Annotated in this window: 16 protein-coding genes; 4 read left to right on the top strand and 12 right to left on the bottom strand. The window is 51.1% G+C overall.

Annotated elements, in window-relative coordinates:
- Nucleotides 1–43: 43 nt before the first annotated feature.
- From JMI88_RS12320 to JMI88_RS12335, 4 genes are all read left to right on the top strand, one after another.
- Nucleotides 44–715 carry an alpha/beta hydrolase gene (locus tag JMI88_RS12320; protein ID WP_201362129.1) on the top strand — a complete coding sequence of 224 codons (672 nt, stop codon included), beginning with the start codon at nt 44–46 and terminating at the stop codon, nt 713–715.
- Nucleotides 716–766: 51 nt separating this feature from the next.
- Nucleotides 767–2,479 carry a DNA repair helicase XPB gene (locus JMI88_RS12325; RefSeq protein WP_201362130.1) on the top strand — a complete coding sequence of 571 codons (1,713 nt, stop codon included), beginning with the start codon at nt 767–769 and terminating at the stop codon, nt 2,477–2,479.
- A gap of 123 nt (nt 2,480–2,602) precedes the next feature.
- Entirely contained in the window at nt 2,603–2,938 is a 336-nt protein-coding gene (locus JMI88_RS12330) for a thioredoxin family protein (RefSeq protein ID WP_201362131.1), read from the top strand.
- Between the two features lie 42 nt (nt 2,939–2,980).
- Complete coding sequence (locus tag JMI88_RS12335; protein WP_201362132.1) at nt 2,981–4,024, top strand: type I phosphomannose isomerase catalytic subunit; 1,044 nt, start codon at nt 2,981–2,983, stop codon at nt 4,022–4,024.
- An 18-nt stretch (nt 4,025–4,042) separates the two neighbouring features.
- Here the strand turns inward: JMI88_RS12335 and JMI88_RS12340 are convergent, their stop codons facing one another.
- From JMI88_RS12340 to ftsH, 12 genes are all read right to left on the bottom strand, one after another.
- Complete coding sequence (locus JMI88_RS12340; RefSeq protein ID WP_201362133.1) at nt 4,043–4,495, bottom strand: hypothetical protein; 453 nt, start codon at nt 4,493–4,495, stop codon at nt 4,043–4,045.
- Between the two features lie 36 nt (nt 4,496–4,531).
- Complete coding sequence (locus JMI88_RS12345; RefSeq protein ID WP_201362134.1) at nt 4,532–5,122, bottom strand: hypothetical protein; 591 nt, start codon at nt 5,120–5,122, stop codon at nt 4,532–4,534.
- 137 nt (nt 5,123–5,259) lie between these two features.
- Nucleotides 5,260–6,621 carry an ArnT family glycosyltransferase gene (locus JMI88_RS12350; RefSeq protein ID WP_201362135.1) on the bottom strand — a complete coding sequence of 454 codons (1,362 nt, stop codon included), beginning with the start codon at nt 6,619–6,621 and terminating at the stop codon, nt 5,260–5,262.
- A complete protein-coding gene (gene thrC / locus JMI88_RS12355; protein WP_201362136.1) occupies nt 6,621–8,111 on the bottom strand; it encodes a threonine synthase in 1,491 nt (496 codons plus the stop codon). Before thrC ends, JMI88_RS12350 begins: the two co-directional genes overlap by 1 nt.
- A complete protein-coding gene (thrB, locus tag JMI88_RS12360) occupies nt 8,062–9,090 on the bottom strand; it encodes a homoserine kinase (protein ID WP_201362137.1) in 1,029 nt (342 codons plus the stop codon). The genes thrC and thrB overlap by 50 nt, the downstream gene beginning before the upstream one ends.
- 374 nt (nt 9,091–9,464) lie before the next feature.
- Nucleotides 9,465–10,643, bottom strand: a complete 1,179-nt coding sequence (locus tag JMI88_RS12365; protein ID WP_201362138.1) for a 2-isopropylmalate synthase — start codon at nt 10,641–10,643, stop codon at nt 9,465–9,467.
- Nucleotides 10,644–10,697: 54 nt separating this feature from the next.
- Nucleotides 10,698–11,720: a ketol-acid reductoisomerase gene (gene ilvC, locus JMI88_RS12370; protein WP_201362139.1), complete on the bottom strand. Its 1,023-nt coding sequence runs from the start codon at nt 11,718–11,720 to the stop codon at nt 10,698–10,700.
- A gap of 72 nt (nt 11,721–11,792) precedes the next feature.
- On the bottom strand, nt 11,793–12,341 hold the full coding sequence (ilvN, locus tag JMI88_RS12375; protein WP_201362140.1) for an acetolactate synthase small subunit: 549 nt from the start codon (nt 12,339–12,341) through the stop codon (nt 11,793–11,795).
- Entirely contained in the window at nt 12,334–14,124 is a 1,791-nt protein-coding gene (gene ilvB / locus JMI88_RS12380) for a biosynthetic-type acetolactate synthase large subunit (RefSeq protein ID WP_201362141.1), read from the bottom strand. The genes ilvN and ilvB overlap by 8 nt, the downstream gene beginning before the upstream one ends.
- Before the next feature lie 99 nt (nt 14,125–14,223).
- Nucleotides 14,224–14,547 carry a hypothetical protein gene (locus JMI88_RS12385; RefSeq protein ID WP_201362142.1) on the bottom strand — a complete coding sequence of 108 codons (324 nt, stop codon included), beginning with the start codon at nt 14,545–14,547 and terminating at the stop codon, nt 14,224–14,226.
- A 618-nt stretch (nt 14,548–15,165) separates the two neighbouring features.
- On the bottom strand, nt 15,166–15,744 hold the full coding sequence (gene thpR / locus JMI88_RS12390) for an RNA 2',3'-cyclic phosphodiesterase (protein WP_201362143.1): 579 nt from the start codon (nt 15,742–15,744) through the stop codon (nt 15,166–15,168).
- Complete coding sequence (gene ftsH, locus JMI88_RS12395; RefSeq protein ID WP_201362144.1) at nt 15,741–17,588, bottom strand: ATP-dependent zinc metalloprotease FtsH; 1,848 nt, start codon at nt 17,586–17,588, stop codon at nt 15,741–15,743. The genes thpR and ftsH overlap by 4 nt, the downstream gene beginning before the upstream one ends.
- Between the last annotated feature and the right edge of the window lie 603 nt (nt 17,589–18,191).

The following is an 18,191-nucleotide window of genomic DNA, read 5'->3' on the forward strand; positions in this document are numbered from 1 at the left end:
GTCCATCTGATGAAATGGCTTAAACACAACAAAAGGATAAGCGATGACCTTATCAGTACAAACGGAACGTCCCATTACATTTCACAGCAAAGGCCAACCGGCCTTTCTACTTGAAGGAGTCGTGCATACTCCTCTCAAAGCAGAGCAGGCACCTATCGTTATTATCTGTCATCCCCAACCAGCCAGTAGCGATATGAATGACAGCTTGAACATTGCACTGGCCCAACACCTGGCAGAAGAAGGCATGATCGTGCTCCGTTTCAATTTTCGCGGCGTCGGCCGTAGCCAGGGCCAGCAAACAGATGGACGACTCGAACCACTTGATTTAGCCGGAGCCATTGATACGGCGCTGACATTTCCAGGTATCAATCCAGCCAAGCTCTGCGTAATCGGGCATGGTTTTGGCGCCTATACAACAATGCTCTATGCCCCCTTCGACATGCGCGTGCGTACCATTGTGGCGATTAGCTTGCCGCTTTTCCGTGCCGGCAGTGGCTTTCCACGCCAGTTTGAACGACCAAAATTATTTGTCACCGGCGAGTTCGACGAGATTTGTCCTCTCTATAAACTAGAGCCATTTGTCGAACAGCAGACCGGCCCCAAGGGCATTAAGGTCATCGTCGGAGCCAGGCATTTAATGCGCGGATATGAACAGCCAGCCGTGCAGGCTATTTCTAAATATATCAAAACATGGGCAAGTATGCCTGGGGTCTAAAAGAGATTCGCAAGTGATGTATATATTAGAAGTTGGGAGAAGAGGAAAATAATGAATCCAGCCAACCCCATCATTGTCCAGAGCGATCGTAGCATTTTATTAGAAGTTGACCATCCTCTGCATGAAGAAGCACGTGATGCTCTGGCACAATTCGCCGAACTTGAAAAATCGCCAGAACATATTCATACCTATCGCTTAACGCCACTGTCGCTCTGGAATGCCGCGGCCGGGGGTATGGATGCGGCCACCATTGTGGACCAGCTAACAACCTATAGCAAATATCCATTGCCCGGCAATATTACAACCGAAATTCAGACCTATATTCATCGCTATGGACGCGTAAAATTGTTACGCGAAGGTGACGATCTCCTATTGTATTCGGATGATTATGCCTTGATGACTGAAATCGTCAATCATAAAAAGATGCAACCCTATATCCAGCAGCAAATCAACCGCAATACACTGCAGATTGATAGTGCCAGGCGTGGGCATGTCAAGCAGGCGCTGATTCATATTGGTTTTCCAGCCGAGGACCTGGCGGGCTATACCGAAGGCTCACCCCTCCCATTAAAATTGCGCGCATTGACGCAGCAGGGCAAACAATTTGAGCCACGCCACTATCAACAGGCGGCGGTATCAGCCTTTCACGCGGGGGGAGCTCCCAGTGGAGGTAGCGGCGTGGTTGTCCTGCCCTGCGGAGCCGGAAAGACCATCGTCGGCATTACCACTATCGCCACCTTACAACGAGCTACCTTGATTCTAACCCCCAATACCGTCGCGGTACGCCAATGGATACATGAAATTCTAGACAAGACCGATCTCCCTCCCGAAATGGTTGGCGAATATACTGGCGAACGCAAAGAGATCGCCCCCATCACGGTCAGCACCTATCAAATTTTGACGTATCGGCGTAACGAGGCAGGCGACACAAGCGACATAGGTCCAGCCACCTATCCCCACTTCTCTCTCTTCACTAATTATGACTGGGGACTCATCATCTATGATGAGGTTCACCTGTTACCAGCGCCAGTCTTCCGCTTTACGGCAGAGATCCAGGCCCGCCGTCGCCTGGGACTAACGGCCACGCTGGTGCGGGAAGATGGCTGCGAAGCGGACGTCTTCAGTTTGATTGGTCCCAAAAAATATGATGTGCCGTGGCGAGAGTTAGAACAACAAGGATGGATCGCCACCGCCGAATGCCATGAAATCCGCGTGGGCTTTCCCGATGAGGACGATCAGCTCAATTACGCCATGGCCGAGACACGCGAGAAGTATCGCATTGCCGCTGAAAATCCTGCGAAAATGGAGATTGTACGCCACCTGATAGCCCGGCATTCAGATGACCAGGTGCTGATCATTGGTCAGTATCTGGATCAGCTCAAACTGTTAGCCGCAGAGCTACAGGCCCCTATACTCACCGGGCGGACCGCCACGGCTCAGCGTGAAAAGCTCTATGAGCAATTTCGGCGCGGCGAAATTAAACGGCTGGTCGTCAGCAAGGTCGCTAACTTTGCCATCGATCTACCGGACGCCAACGTCGCTATCCAGGTATCGGGCACCTTTGGTTCACGCCAGGAAGAAGCTCAACGCCTGGGGCGCATCCTGCGTCCAAAAAGTGATGGTGGAAGTGCCTACTTTTATTCGATCATCACCCGCGATACGCGCGACCAGGATTTTTCCGCTAATCGCCAGTTATTTTTGACCGAACAGGGTTATCGCTACCTCATTGAAGACGCCGAAGAACTCTTGACAGCACAGCCATAATGAAAGCACCACTACCATTTTTTATAGTGGCAGTGGTAGCTGCGCTTTGCTTGACATACGCCTGTACAGGGTGATAATTTGAGAAGCAAAAGTGTAATTTATTACTGACTACAAGAGGATAGCATGGCAGATAACTATAATGAGGTAACATCAGACACTTTTGCTGAAAAGGTACTGCAAGCGTCCCAACTGGTGGTCGTCAATTTCTCGGCAGAACAAAGCAATGCCTGCAAGATACAAGAGCCAGAAATCGAAGCGATCAGTAAAGTATATCAAGGCCGCGTAACCTTTACCAGACTAGATGTCAAGGGACAGGATGATTTGACCAGACAATGGAAGATCGAGGGAATCCCCACGCTAGTTTTCTTTAAAAACGGGCATGAGGTTTATCGCATCACTGGTATCATGATGCGCGATAAACTGCGCCGCCTGATCGAAGGAGTCTTGCTAGCAGAGTAAGCTGGCCTATTTTTTACTGCCGTTATTGTTAGGAGTTGTATTTTGTCGCACATTTATCCTATCCGCCTCCGTTCATCACTGCACGAAACCATCTGGGGTGGACGCCGCTTAGAACATGATCATTGGAAAACGCTACCAGTAGATGACAGTTTAATTGGAGAGTCGTGGGAGACAGAAGTCAGTAACCTGATCCAGAATGGACCGTACGAAGGCCAGAGGCTGGGAACGGTGGTCGCTGAACTGGGCACCGCTCTGTTAGGAGAACAGGCCACAGCTATCTTTGGTCAACGTTTCCCCCTCCTGGCTAAATTTATTGATGCCAATGCCCAGCTATCTGTACAGGTCCATCCCGATGATCGTTATGCCTCTGAATTTGAGGGTGGTAAACTGGGCAAAACCGAGTTCTGGTATATTTTAAGCGCGGAGCCGGGCGCAACCATCATCCATGGCTTTAAAGCTGCGACCGATCCCACCGCGGTCAGAAAAGCGATTGAAGAGGTTCAGCTCGAAGAACTGATGCAGGCCGAACCAGTGGAGGCGGGAGACGTCGTGTTCGTACCAGCCGGAACGGTACATGCGATTGGCAGCGGTATCCTGCTCTACGAATTACAGGAATACTCTGACGTCACCTACCGTATGTATGACTACGGTCGTCTCACGGCCGCAGGCACGCCGCGAGAGTTACATATCGACCGCTCCTTAGATGTCTCCCGCTATGAGGCCTCGCAGCAGATCAAAATGCGTCCTGTATCCATTGCAGCAACACCAGAGTACGAAGAGCGCTGCCTGGTAGCCTGTAAGTATTTCCTGACGCGAGAAATTACCTTTAAAGGTGGAGTACGGCAGGGCACAACGGAGGATAGTTGTATCATTCTAACATCCCTGGGGGCCAAAGTAAGTGTTGCCTATGGTGACCAGTTCGCGCAAACGGAGACGCTCAGTCGCGGTCAGACATTGGTGCTGCCCGCCGCTCTGGGTGCGTATCGTATCGAAGGAGAAGGATCGCTCCTCTTCTCATATGTGCCTGATCCCAATGATGAAGCCTGGCAAGCATGGAAAGCAGCCAATCCCGAGAGTGCTCTCTAGAGCACTCTCCCTTCTAGACTATTGCTCGCGGCGACGCTTCTGCCTCTCCTCATCCAGGTCAGTAATTGTGCCCTCAACCACACGCCCTTCTCGTTCGGCCCGGTTGTTTCCCATGAGCGGCGAATAGGCCTGGCGCAAAAAATCTGCCTGCTGCTGCTGCATACGCTTCATTTCTGAGACGGCCTGGGAGATGCCGGTACTGACCTTGATCACAATCAAGGCCCCATACAACGCAGCCCAGACGATCAATCCCACAAATAGGGTAAACACCCCGCTGACGATGCCATTAAAAACGCCACCAACGACTCCATTGCTATACGTTTCATAGATCATCATCAAGATAATGGGAATCCAGAAAAACTGCACGAACAACTGCAAGAGCCAGTATAAAAACCACCAGACAGCTTTAACTGGATCCGAGGGCATGTTCCAGGATGGGACCTTAAATCGAAAACTCTTGATCTTGTTCACGTCAAACCCTCTTTAATCCATAGAAATTTATGTAATCTATTGTAGCAGCCCGGCAAGATAATTTATTGCTTTTGGCTGCACTATTTTGGTGGATGTATTGTACTGCTGAAATGTGTCCAACAGGAGTGGGAAGGCACCCATAAAATTATACGTGAGGACTGTTGGCAAGGTTGTAAACGCGGTCACCTGCATGCGCGCTGGTGATTGCGTAGTGTCAGTCAGAGGTGCGATAAGCTGATCACCCGAACGAATAGAGCTGAGCGAGCAGGTAAGCGCCCTCTGCGCAGCATTACCAAACGTATAATTATAGCTGGTACGATAGGCCGCCGCAGTCGAACGTAGCAATGTCCAGCGCGTAACCAGCACTTTTTCCTGGCCGTTCTTAAATGAATGTGCATCCATGAACTCCAACTCTGACGTTGCATGAGCATTGCCGCCGACCGATGGAGATAGAGGATTCAACACATACAGGTGAAACGGCGGGCCACCAGGATGCGGCGCAGTCGCCTCCGACGTTGCAGCTGTGTAGCTATTGATCAGATTTAAAAGATGGCTACGAGGCGTCGTCAAAAGCACGGCTGCGCCATACTGAGCGCTAGGCCAGGACAGGCAGGTATCCGCTACCACCGTGGTCGGAGTCTTTGTCTGTGTCGCCAGATAGAGAAAAGCCGACTGTGTCGCCGTATCAGCGCTAACATAAATATGATTGAGGTGGCGCTGCTGAGCCAGTGCATCTGCCTGCTGTAACGCTGTCTGTAACGATATCAGGGTATTATAGTACTGACCCCCCAGGCATAATCAACATAGCGCCCGTACGCAGAGTCATACACATAGCCAAACGAGATCAAACACTGAGCCACCACCAGCAAAACACCCATCACCAGTACCGCGATACGTGCTACCTGTAGCCTGGCAGAGCGCTTATGCAACCAATTCAATGTGGCGGCGAGAAAGAAGCCGGCCAGTATAAAGGGCCCTGGCATAAACATAATGAAATAGTGAAGGCGCAACACAATATCATGGTGAGTCAGATATAGTAATGGAATGATCTGCCAGATCAGCAGCAACAGCAAGCCACAGCGAAACGGCGACTGGCGCAGAGCAATCCACCAGTGTCCCAGGCCAGCAATAAAAGATCGCCTGGTCGCGACAGATGCTTTGTCGCTCCGTTCCCTGATCACAAGCACCAGGGCGAGACAGGCCCCACCGAGCAGTAGTAGACTCATCACTGACTTGATCAATGAAAAAGCCAGAGCATAGGGACCAAACAGCGACAAGCCACTGGTGATAGGTTCGGGCAGGGGCCCCAGCAATTGCTGGTAGAAGTAGAACGCCTGTCCATCAATCAGCGCCACTTTACTAGTTGTATGCAGGATCGTATTGATATCCAGAAAATTGGACTGAAATAACCAGTAGATATAAGAAGAGTAAATAAAGAGTAGCCCAGCCAGCCCTAAAGCAATATCATACCAGCGGAACGTGGAGCGCGGAGCCAGCGCCAGAGCGGCCAGCAGAGGCACGATCAGTATAATAGTGGAAGCATGGAACTGGATCAGCAAGCCAAACAGGACCAGGGATGGAAATAACCAGAGCACACGGCGGGCGACGACGCCTCGGAATAAAAACCAGAAGAACAGTGGAACGAATAGCAACAGCATATTCTGATTCCACATAAAGCGTGCATAGAAAACCGGCACAAAAGCTGTCGCATACAAAAGTGCCGCCCACGTACCAGCCAGGCGGCCATAATAACGACGTGTAAATATGTAGGTAAGCAAAACCGCAACGATAGCCAGCAGAGCAGTCAGGACCGCTCCCCCAACGGGATCTGGACTGAACGTCGCCGGCACCATCAAAGCATAAATAATAGCGGGAGGATTGAATATTCCAATCGAGGCTACATTACTGGTTGCCACCAGGTGCCCATGGCTCACTGCATTGTGAGCCATAGCAAAGATATCGGCCTGATCACCATCGAACTCAGTAGTATTGATACAATAAAGGCGCAAGAATGCCGCCAACAGGAGAATCGGATAAATCTCCCATGAACTGAGCAGTTTCCTTAATGGTAGTTGGAAAGATGTAGGTAACTTAGCAGAAACTTCTTTCTGCGTATCATGTTCCATTATGACAAGACACTCCTGACAGCTTCAATAGTAGCTTTCACTGAGGAACCACTAACGTGCTGAGGAATACCAGTCTTACTATCTTTCAACAAATTGCCAGTTAAGATACCAACTACCTGTTCATCGCGCTTGATTACGCCACGGGCAACTAATTTGCGCACGCCGGCCAGAGTAGCGGCCGAAGCCGGCTCGCAGCCAATACCTGCGCGATCAATTACCGCTTTAGCGGCAAGAATTTCCTCATCTGTAACCTGCTCAACCAGGCCATCGCACTCTTCAATCACACGGCGAGCACGGGCATAGCTGACAGGATTTCCAATTCGAATAGCGGTTGCTACAGTATCAGCCTGGACCGTTTCACGCCTGGCAAAACCCTGCGCAAAACTCTTATAGAAAGGATTTGCTCCCGCCGCCTGAATAGAGGCAATGCGCGGAACATGGCTGATCAACGACAGATTATAGGCCTGGCGAAAAGCCTTTCCAATCGCCGAGGTATTCCCCAGGTTGCCGGCCGGTAGAACCAGCCAGTCCGGCGCCTGCCAGTCCAGCTGTTGCAAAATCTCAAGGCCGATCGCCTTTTGCCCCTCCACGCGAAAAGGATTCAGGGAGTTCAGCAGATAGATGCCCAGTTCATTACACACTTGCTCAACCAGGCGCATAGCATCATCAAAATCGCCCTCGATTTGCACGGTTCGGGCGCCATAGGCCAGTGATTGAGCTAGCTTACCACCAGAGACATTGCCTGCTGGCAAAAAGACGATCCCCTCCAGGCCAGCCTGGGCCGCGTACGAAGCCAGAGAGGCAGAGGTATTACCCGTTGAGGCACAGGCAACGGCCCTTGCGCCCAACAGATTAGCCATCGTGACCCCGACGGTCATACCGCGATCCTTAAAACTGCCCGTTGGATTTTCGCCCTCGTGCTTCAAGAAGAAGCGCTCCAGGCCCGCATACGCGCCAATCTGGCGATGACCGATGCGGCCAACGCTGCAATTCTCTATCCCAACAGGATACAGACTGGTGTTTCCTTCGGGCCGAGTAACCACAAAACGTTCAGGGGCCGGCAAAATCAGTTCGCGATAGCGCCAGACACCACTGCCATCGAGCAACATCTTATCGGAACTAATCGACCAGATCGGAGGATTAGCGGCACGCTCATCAAATAACTGACGCCAGGAAGAGCCGGCGGAAGGAGTTCCACCATCCAACTCCGCGTCAAAGCCATAGAGCATCGAATCAACATCCGAATCTGAATGTGTTGGCTGCTGAGGTAGCTTGAACTCAGTCTCAACATCCAATACACCACCACAATCACAGCGATAGCGTGGCGGTTGACCCATCTCTAAAGCAGGGTAAAGAGCAGAACACTCGACACACCGCAAAGAGGTTGAAGACAAAGCTTCAACCGCATCGGGAGCAAGAGTAGTAAGCGAACGATGTTGATTATCGTCCGCTTCCCGGTCTGGCTGGAGACCAGTAGAATTGATCGCCATAACGCGCACTGACTTCCTTTCGTATGCGACTACGAGGTGTATTAAGAACCCGTGCCCCATTCTGATCCGCACGTAAAATCATGCCTGTTCCTTCCACGCCAGCGGCGCGTGCAGTATTTTGCATCGCACGCAAGATATCATGGAAGTGTGAACTGGCAAGTGCGATAAGGGATGAACCGCCTCCAGAAAGGCATGCACCATGTGCTCCCGCAGCAACAGCAGCCTTGATGATATCAGGCATGGCAGGGAAAAGTACCTGGCGATAGGGCTGATGAAGTCGATCTTGCATAGCTTCCCCGATCAACTCATAGCTCCCCGTTTGTAACGCGGTTAATAGCAAAGCAACACGTCCTGTATTAAAAGTCACATCTGCCTTAGGATAATTCGCCGGCAATAACTTACGGCCCGCGACGGTATCCATAGGGAATGAAGGAGTAAAGATGACCGCCCTGAGAGAATTGGGAAATTTAGTCTTAATGGCGTGAATTTTTCCTTCAACATGCGTAGTCGCAACCAGCCCACCAAGCAGTGCTGGAGCTACGTTGTCCGGATGGTTGCCTGCCTCAGCCTCAACAGCCATTTCCAGTAATTCTTCCTTCGGGACAGCCAGGCCAAGCGTGCGTACCCATTCATTGGCCGCCATCAGGCCGCCCACGACTGCGGTAGCACTACTCCCGAGACCACATCCATGAGGGATGTTGATTGTCATACGGATACGGACGGAAGGGATAGGTACCTGCAAGCGTTTGAGGAGCAGCACAAAAGTCTGGAAGAACATATTGTCCGGTCCAGTAGATAGGCCTTCTCCAAGCGCTCCAAGCACCTCAATATGTGGATGATCAGGATCACTTCCCCACTCTTCAACCTCAAATCGATTGTAGATCTGTAATGCCAAACCCAGGCTATCAAAGCCGGGTCCCAGGTTAGCGGATGTTGCTGGGGTTAAGACTGTAACCGAAACAGGTAATACCAGTGCCATCGCCGGCTACCTGCCTTTCTGATGATGAATGCATGGTTCATCCTTTCTTTCGCTAGCTTATTCTATCATGTTCTGCAATGTTCAAGCTATCTTGAAGACAAAAGTAATTGATGGGGTTAAAGCAACCCTCAAATCACCAAAAACAAGAAACGTCGTAGGTGCGGGCGAGCATGCCGGGGGCATGATCTTGCCCCCGCTTCCTTCCTCGCCGCTTGAAAAAGCATCAATACAGCGATTTTAGAGTGGTTTGATCCGATGCAGAGCATCGTTCTTATTTCTCTTTTTCGAGCAGGAAGGGCAAAAGCGAGGGCATGATCAAGCCCCCAGCATACTCGCCCGCACCTACGTGATGTGTCCGCTGACGTCTTTTTGAGTTAGACGGCGGCGGGCGTTTCCTGTCCGCTCTCGACGATGTAAGCCAGATCGGCATCGGTAATGTACTTTTTCTGGTCGGCCAGAGCCACAAAACGGCCATAGGCGGATTGCAGTTGCTCGGCACTGAGCTTGTAACCAAGTTGGCGTAGGCGAGCATCGAGTCCGTGACGACCAGAGTGTTTGCCCAGGATCAGGTTGGTATCGTTCCAGCCGACAGATTGCGGCGTCATGATTTCATAGGTCATACGGTTCTTCAGCATACCATCCTGATGGATGCCCGCCTCATGCGCAAAGGCATTCATGCCAACAATGGCTTTGTTGGGCTGGACCAGGATACCTGTGAGCTGGCTTACGAGCTGGCTGGTAGAGAGCAGCTCGTGCGCATTGATACGCGTATCTACTGAGCCAAATGTGTCGGGACGGGTGCGCAAAGCCATGACCACTTCTTCTAAAGCAGTGTTGCCCGCGCGCTCGCCCAGGCCATTGACAGTGACCTCAACCTGGCGCGCCCCACCTTTGATGGCGGCCAGCGTATTAGCGGTGGCCATGCCCAGATCATCGTGGCAATGGGCACTGAGGGTCACTTGCTCCATCCCAGGCACGCGTTCACGCAGCATATGGAAAAGCTCCTCATATTCGTGCGGGAAGGTATAGCCAACGGTATCGGGAACGTTCACCGTTGTAGCGCCTGCCTGGATGGCGGCTGCAAGGACCTGGCACAGGTAATCACGATCACTGCGTGTCGCATCCTCGGCCGAAAACTCAACGGTCGGGCAGAGGCTGCGCGCATAAGAGACCATGGCGCGTACACGCTCCAGAGCCTCTTCCCGGCTGATACAAAGTTTATGTTGAAGATGGATATCGGAGGTAGCAAGGAACACATGGATAACAGGCGCTTCAGCGTCACGAATAGCTTCCCAGGCCGCATCGATGTCGCTCTTATGAGCACGCGCAAGAGCAGCTATCGACACGCCGCGCACCAGGCGAGCAATGGCTTTGACTGCCGCAAGATCGCCAGGAGAAGCTGCAGGAAAACCCGCTTCAATAATATCAACATTCAAACGAGCAAGTTGTTGAGCAACTTGAAGTTTTTCAGCCGTGGTCAAAGTTGCGCCAGGAGACTGTTCGCCATCGCGCAGAGTTGTATCAAAAATTTTAACTACTGCAGGATCTTCCATGGTTTGTTCCCTCCTTATAACCATGTTCCAGATGAGGCCCGTTGGCCTCATCCGTTATTTTGTTGACTCAGCTTTTTCTGATTTCTTGGAGTTCAGCCAGGGCATCATCGCACGCAGTTCATGGCCGACCTTTTCAATCTGATGGGCGGCATGGGCGCGACGCATAGCCTGGAAGCCAGGACGGCCTGCCTGATTTTCGAGAATGAAGTTCTTGGCAAAGGTACCATTCTGAATCTCGCGCAGGATCTGGCGCATCTCGGCCCGAGTCTCGTCGTTGACGATACGAGGGCCAGTTACATAGTCCCCATATTCAGCGGTATTGCTGATGGAGTAGCGCATATAGCTGATACCACCCTGATACATCAGATCCACAATCAGCTTCATCTCATGCAAGCACTCGAAGTAGGCTACTTCTGGCTGGTAGCCAGCGTTAACCAGCGTTTCAAATCCGGCCTGGATCAAAGCAGAGACGCCGCCACAGAGTACGGCCTGCTCGCCAAACAGGTCTGTTTCGGTCTCTTCGGCAAAGGTTGTGCGCAGCACACCCGCGCGGGTGCAACCAATACCGCGAGCATATGAGAGGGTCAGGGCTTCAGCCTGGCCTGTAGCATCCTGGAAGACGGCCCAAAGCGCTGGGACGCCCGCGCCTTCCTCGAACACACGGCGCACCATGTGGCCAGGGCTCTTAGGAGCTACCATGGCAACATCAATATCAGCCGGTGGCACAATCTGTGAGAAGTGCAGGCTAAAACCGTGGGCAACCATCAACATTTTGCCGGGGGCCAGGCCAGGACGAATGTCGCGCTCGAAGACCTCGCGGTGGATCTCATCAGGAATCAAAATCATGATGACGTCGGCCTGCTGAGCGGCATCAGCCGGCGTCAAGACGCGCAGGCCATTGGCCTCGGCCTTGGCACGGCTCTTACTGCCTGTGGGGAGACCAACTACCACATCACAACCGTTGTCCCTGAGGTTCAACGCGTGCGCATGGCCCTGGCTACCATAGCCGATGATGGCAATACGCTTCTGCTGAATAAGATCTAAGTTTGCGTCCGAATCATAGTAAATATTTGGCATGAGTACTTTTACTCCTTAAAATGTAGTAGATTCACAATCACAAGGCCCCTACGATGGGGCCGGGACCCACTGCTAGTTTGTAGCGACGTTGCGCGCGATCGCGACGGAGCCCGAGCGGGCAACGTCGCGTATACCATACTTTTGGAACGTCGCCAGAGCCTCAGCGATCTTTGCCGCGTCGCCAGTCACTTCCAAAGTAACCGCCTCGGGGATCGCATCGATGACGACGGCACCAAATGGCTGGCTGGCAGCGATGATCGTATTACTATCAGCTGTCGCTGTCTCAACCTGGATCAATGCCATCTCACGAGTAATGGCCTGCTCGGAGCTAATATTAGTCACATGCTGCACATCAATCACCTTGCGGATCTGGGCCACCAGGTGATCCATCACAACTTCAGCGTCCTTCACCTGAGCCGTAACACGGAACACCTCATTCTGAGTATCGGGTGCGATCGACAGAGACTGCAGCATTGAGCGACGCCGGCGCAGCACGCCAACCACTCGATCAATGGCTCCCGGCCGATCATGGACAAGAATGATCAGAGTATGGATTTTCTCGGTTCCCTGTGGAGCATTTGAATGATGCGCCCTGGGTGTAGTCGTAGCACTATTACTCATGTTTAGGGTTCTCCTGTGCCGTTTCCTCAATCATATCAGTGATTGCCTTACCAGGAGCAACCATGGGATACACGTTCGCTTCCGGCTCAATAATAAATTCAACAACCACGCTGCCCTCTGTCTCCATGGCTTCGCGAATAGCGGGCTCAACATCCTCACGGCGCTTCACCCGAATGCCCTTCAAACCATAAGCATCGGCCAGTTTCACATGATCCGGTCCACTCATTGGTGTCTCAGAATAGTTGCGAGAGTGGAAAAACTGCTGCCACTGGCGTACCATACCCAGGTAGCCATTATTCATAATCGCAACTTTGACCGCGACCCCCTCTTGCTGCAAGGTGGCCAGTTCCTGAATATTCATCTGGATACCGCCATCACCAGCAACAGCCCAGACAGGAGCATCGGGCACCCCCATTTTGACGCCCATTGCAGCCGGCAATGCAAAACCCATTGTCCCCAGCCCGCCAGAAGTAATATGGCTGTTCTGCCTGGTCCACTGATAGAAGCGAGCGGTCCACATCTGATGCTGACCCACATCGGAGACCACAATGGCCTCGCCATCAGTCACCTTGTGAATAGCACTTAGAATGTTGATAGGATCGGGAAGCTCTTCGTCGCGTATGACCTGCCTACCACGCTCATCGTCAGCCGCTTCCCAGGAACGGATCTCCTGCAACCAGTCGCGATGATCACCAGCCTCGATCGCCTCGGTCAGAGCCGCCAGAGCCACACGGGCATCGGCTACCATCGGTACCTCAGCCACCTTCACTTTGTGCATTTCTGAAGCATCGACGTCAATATGAATGAGCTGAGCATGAGGCGCAAACTTCGTGACATCGCCGGTAACGCGATCATCAAAACGCAGGCCAACACCAATGATCAGATCAGCGGCACCAATCGCGTGATTGGTATGGGCCGGACCATGCATGCCGGGCATACCGATATGCAGAGGATGATTATCGGAGAAAGCGCTCAAGCCCAGCAGAGTAGTGATGACTGGTATAGATGCCTTCTCAGCAAACGCTTTCAACTCGGCATATGCGTTTGACAGGATGACACCATGTCCCGCCATGATTACTGGCCGCTTTGAGCGAGCAATCAACTCAGCGGCCCGGGACAAGAGATACTCAGATGGAGGCTCGCACTGAGCCGCGACCGTATTCAGATATTCGTCCGAGGTCATATGCTCAGATGGGCGATAGGCGGTTCTGGCGAATTGCACATCCTTTGGCACATCGACCAGCACAGGACCAGGGCGGCCGCTGCGGGCGATGCGAAAGGCTTCGTGCATGACAGGAGCCAGTTCCTCAACGTTACGCACCAGAAAATTATGCTTGGTGATTGGCTGTGTCACACCCAGTATATCTGTCTCCTGAAAAGCATCACGACCAATAAAGCTGCGCGCTACCTGGCCGGTAATCGCAATCATCGGCACAGAATCCATAAACGCGGTCGCCAGTCCCGTTACCAGATTGGTCGCCCCTGGACCGCTGGTAGCCACACAAACGCCCACCTTACCAGTTGCGCGAGCGTAGCCATCGGCGGCATGCGACGCCGCCTGCTCATGGCGAACAAGGACATGATGCAGAGCTGGATAAGACGTAATCGCATCATAGAACGGCATAATGGCGCCACCCGGATAACCATACATTAAATCGACGCCTTCGCGGATCAATGTCTCACAAATGATCTCACTGCCGGTTAATTCACGAACTTCATCCTCATGTTGAGCAACCTGATAAGTTGTACCCTTCTTCTGAATATCCTTTGCAGCGATTGCCATAATTCCTCCTGAAAATTTTAACTATAAAAAGGACCTCCCATGCTGGGAGGTCCTCGTCAGGATACCTTCATTGGATTGGGGTGGCGTCTTTGCTCCCGTTTAATCTCCCTGTGCACTTCTTGTGGCCATCTGAATGATTCGCCCTACCAGACTCTCAAGCCCTATGAGTCCGGTAAGGCCCATAAGGAGGAGGCTAATAATGACCACAAGCCCTATAACAAGGGAAACGGAAATTAATAAGGGAATAAGCACAAACAAAGAAACCGACGTGATTACGTCGGTTTTCAAGATATTAGTTGTTGCGTTTGCGCTTGCAGCCGCACCACATGCCCACATACTCTGTGCAGGCATAGAAAAGGGCATATGTCGAGAGGGACGTTGATTAGCATTCATCGCCATCTCCATTCCATATGACATTGCCATCGTTTTTCTCTCCTGTTTTCAACAAAACATGTGGTACAAATCTAATATAATTTTTGAAGCAATTTGTGTATTTACAGATACACCATTAGCAACTTTGCCAGAGCATTCTGCAATATCTCTTTGTGTTTTCGAGGATACATCACCTGGTAAATAGTTGTCAAGCCAATTGGAGCCATTCTTCGTATATTTGGAGAAAGCATACACGTACTAATGTCAGGTTATGTATGTTTATCACATACAATTTCTGGTTAATCGCTTGCTTATAAAGCGATTTCTATGTTATACTAGATGGACATAGCTCCAAATAGGAATAACAAATTTTTATTCTTTCTCTCTCGCTATATTCTCCATACTTTTCCTTTACAGTGTATCAAACTCCCATTCTTACTGGGGAAGCAAAGCCCCCCTTTCGGGCGTCCGCATGCGCGGCCGAGCCAGTTTTTATATGATTTTGTGAAAAAGTGCGCTTGGCGCACTTTTTCACAAAATCATATAAAAACCTTTTGAGCGCCGAAGGCGCGTAGTGTCAGGGGCCGCAGGCGCGAAAAGCATGCATTCAGACACGGTCTTAGGAACAAAGCGAACAATCAAACGTTTTCAGGCGTCGAGGTAGAAAGTTTATTTTTTTGATAAGGTGTATTCCTGGAGGCAGGTGTAGGTTGCTCCGGCGCGCGAGAGCTCACTTTTCATAACGCGAATATAGGTGGCGGCGTAAGCATGGGTTGACACGGCTTTGTGGTAGGGGGCAAGGATTTTTTGGAGAGCGGCCTGCTCGGTTGGATTGAGGGGTGCTTTAGCACGAGCCAGCGTCAGATGGGGCGAAAAGGGACGTGATTCCTCGGCAAAGCCTCGCTGGACCAGTTCCCTTTGCAACAGTCTATACAGACGCTTGAGCGAGCCTGAGGATTCTTCAATACCCATCCATAAAACGCGCGGCTGGCGGGGCGAGCCAAAGATGCCAGGCTTCGTCAAACTATAGGAAAACGAATGAGCGCGCAGGGCAGCCAGCTGCGCAGCCTCATAGGCTAGAACCAGCTGCTCGGCATCTAATTCGCCCAAAAATGCCAGCGTGAGGTGTATGCTGCGCGGATCAACCCAGCGCAGCCCAGGAAGCACAGGCGCCATCTGCTGGATGAATCCATTCAGATGGCGCCGCATATGTTCATCCATCTCAAGAGCGATGAACGTTCTGGTCATGCTGCGAATAACATCCTATCCAATTCCTCGCCGTCAATTGTCTCTACGCGGATCAGGTGCTCAGAGATAAGCGTTAGTTTCTCCTGTTTCTCACGCAGGATCGACAAGGCGGTGGCATAAGCCTGATCAATAAGGACCGAGATTTCCTTATCGATGCGAGCAGCCATTTCGGCACTCATCATGTTATTGCCGTCAGCGTCAGCTTTTACCGCGACGTTGCCCAGCGGGGACATACCAAACTCACACACCATGCGGCGAGCAATATTGGTAACATACTCGATATCCTGACTGGCGCCGGTTGTGATGTCTCCGAAGATAATCTCTTCAGCTGCACGTCCACCCATGGCTCCCGCCATCTTTGATAGCAGTTCAGAGCGACGCATCAGATAGCGATCCTCAGAAGGTGACTGCACCGTAATACCCAGAGCCTTGCCACGAGCAATCGCAGAAACTTTCTGCACAGGATCGGCGTTAGGCATTGAGCGCATCACGATCGCATGTCCGACTTCGTGATAGGCAATAATGGCCTTCTCAGCTTCCGTAATCATCCGACTCTTGCGCTCAGGTCCAGCCATCACGCGTAAGATCGCCTCTTCCAGATCGTCTTTCCCAATCTTTGGCAGATCCTTACGTGCGGCGAGCAAAGCGGCCTCATTCAAGAGGTTAGCCAGGTCGGCGCCCGAGAAGCCAGCGGTCTGGCGAGCCAGTTCAGTCAGGGTGACGCCCTCTTCAAAAGGTTTGCCCGCAGCGTGTACCTCAAGGATCGCCAGGCGACCACGAATATCAGGATTATCCAACGTTACAGTGCGATCGAAGCGCCCTGGGCGCAACAATGCGGGATCTAATACATCTGGACGGTTGGTGGCGGCAATCACCACAACATTGGTGTGCTTATCGAAACCATCCATCTCGACCAGCAATTGATTTAACGTTTGCTCGCGCTCGTCGTTACCACCATTCCCAGAATTGGTACGCTGGCGGCCAACGGCGTCAATCTCGTCAATGAATATAATACACGGCGAATGGTCTTTGGCTTCTTTAAAGAGATCACGGACACGAGCCGCGCCAACACCCACAAACATCTCCACAAATTCCGAGCCGCTCACGCTATAGAAAGAGACACCAGCCTCACCAGCAACAGCGCGAGAGATCAATGTCTTACCAGTGCCTGGAGCACCAACCAGCAAAACGCCTTTCGGGGTACGCGCCCCGATAGAAGTAAAGCGCTCAGGCTGTTTCAAGAACTCCACAATCTCTTGTAACTCAACTTTTGCTTCTTCGACACCGGCCACATCTTTAAACAATACAGATGGACGAGACTCAGAAAAACGCCTGGCTTTCGAGCGAACAAAAGGCAATGCCTGGCCGCCCAGACCACTGCGACGTAAAAAAACAAAGGTCAGGCCGACCACAAGCAAAGCAAGCAATAGCCCCGTTACCCCCTGCAACCACTGACCCTGTTGATTGTTATCAATATTGACTTCTACACCATCTCGTCGAAATATTTCGGTGACCGACTGACCTTCTTCTTTAACCGCATGGTACTGCTGGCCTGTTACGCTGGTCGCTGTGACATCATTTCCATTGAGAACAACCGATTTCAAATAGTGCTGATCCGCCATATTCAAAACATTGCTAATCGGCTTCTCCTGTACTGCCGCTCCATTTAACGAAACAGTAACATACTTTGCTCCAACAATTCCCAGGAGAAGTAGACCCATCACAATCAAAGCAATGGGAAGACTATAGCGAGCAACAAAGCTGCGCTTGCGTGTTGTCTTGGGATTAGAGTTACGTGTATCTGATTTAGGTATTTCTCTGTTTTCCTTTGGAGGCATTTCCATGCGCTAACATTAGACCCTTCTATAATTTTCTTTTGATGTACTAACTACCATGCCTACTATTTTAATTTGCCACTATGCCTATATCAATTTGTCTCGTGGCGTGTTTTTACTCTTCATAGTGATACTTGAGGCTAGTATATCGCATAAGAAAAAGTTTAGCAAGATAAGTATATGCTTAGAACGCTTAGAAAAATTAGAATTAGTACTAAGGTATGTCGTAGCGCAAGGCGCGCCAACTGATTTTCAGCTTATATATACCTGCTTCTGATCTATGAAAATAGTACCATCGATGATGTAGATCAGCTTTTACAACTGCTGACTTTTACAACCGTTGAAAAGAGAATCCAACAGTCCTGATAGTTCAGCAAATGTGCCGACAACAGTCATTGCACACGTAATAATGTCAGGGAGCTATAAGTAAAAAAACATTTACTATAACTTACCTACAAACGTGGTACAATACATTCACAATAGAGAAGCGGAAACCGAACAAATATGGCGTAGTAAGCCATACAGACCAGCAATACCTGCTTTTTTTCAGACGTATAGTATCATTTGCTTCGCTAGAAGAGGATATAACTATGCAAGAACAAGCGAATGAAC

Source organism: Dictyobacter formicarum (genome assembly GCF_016587435.1).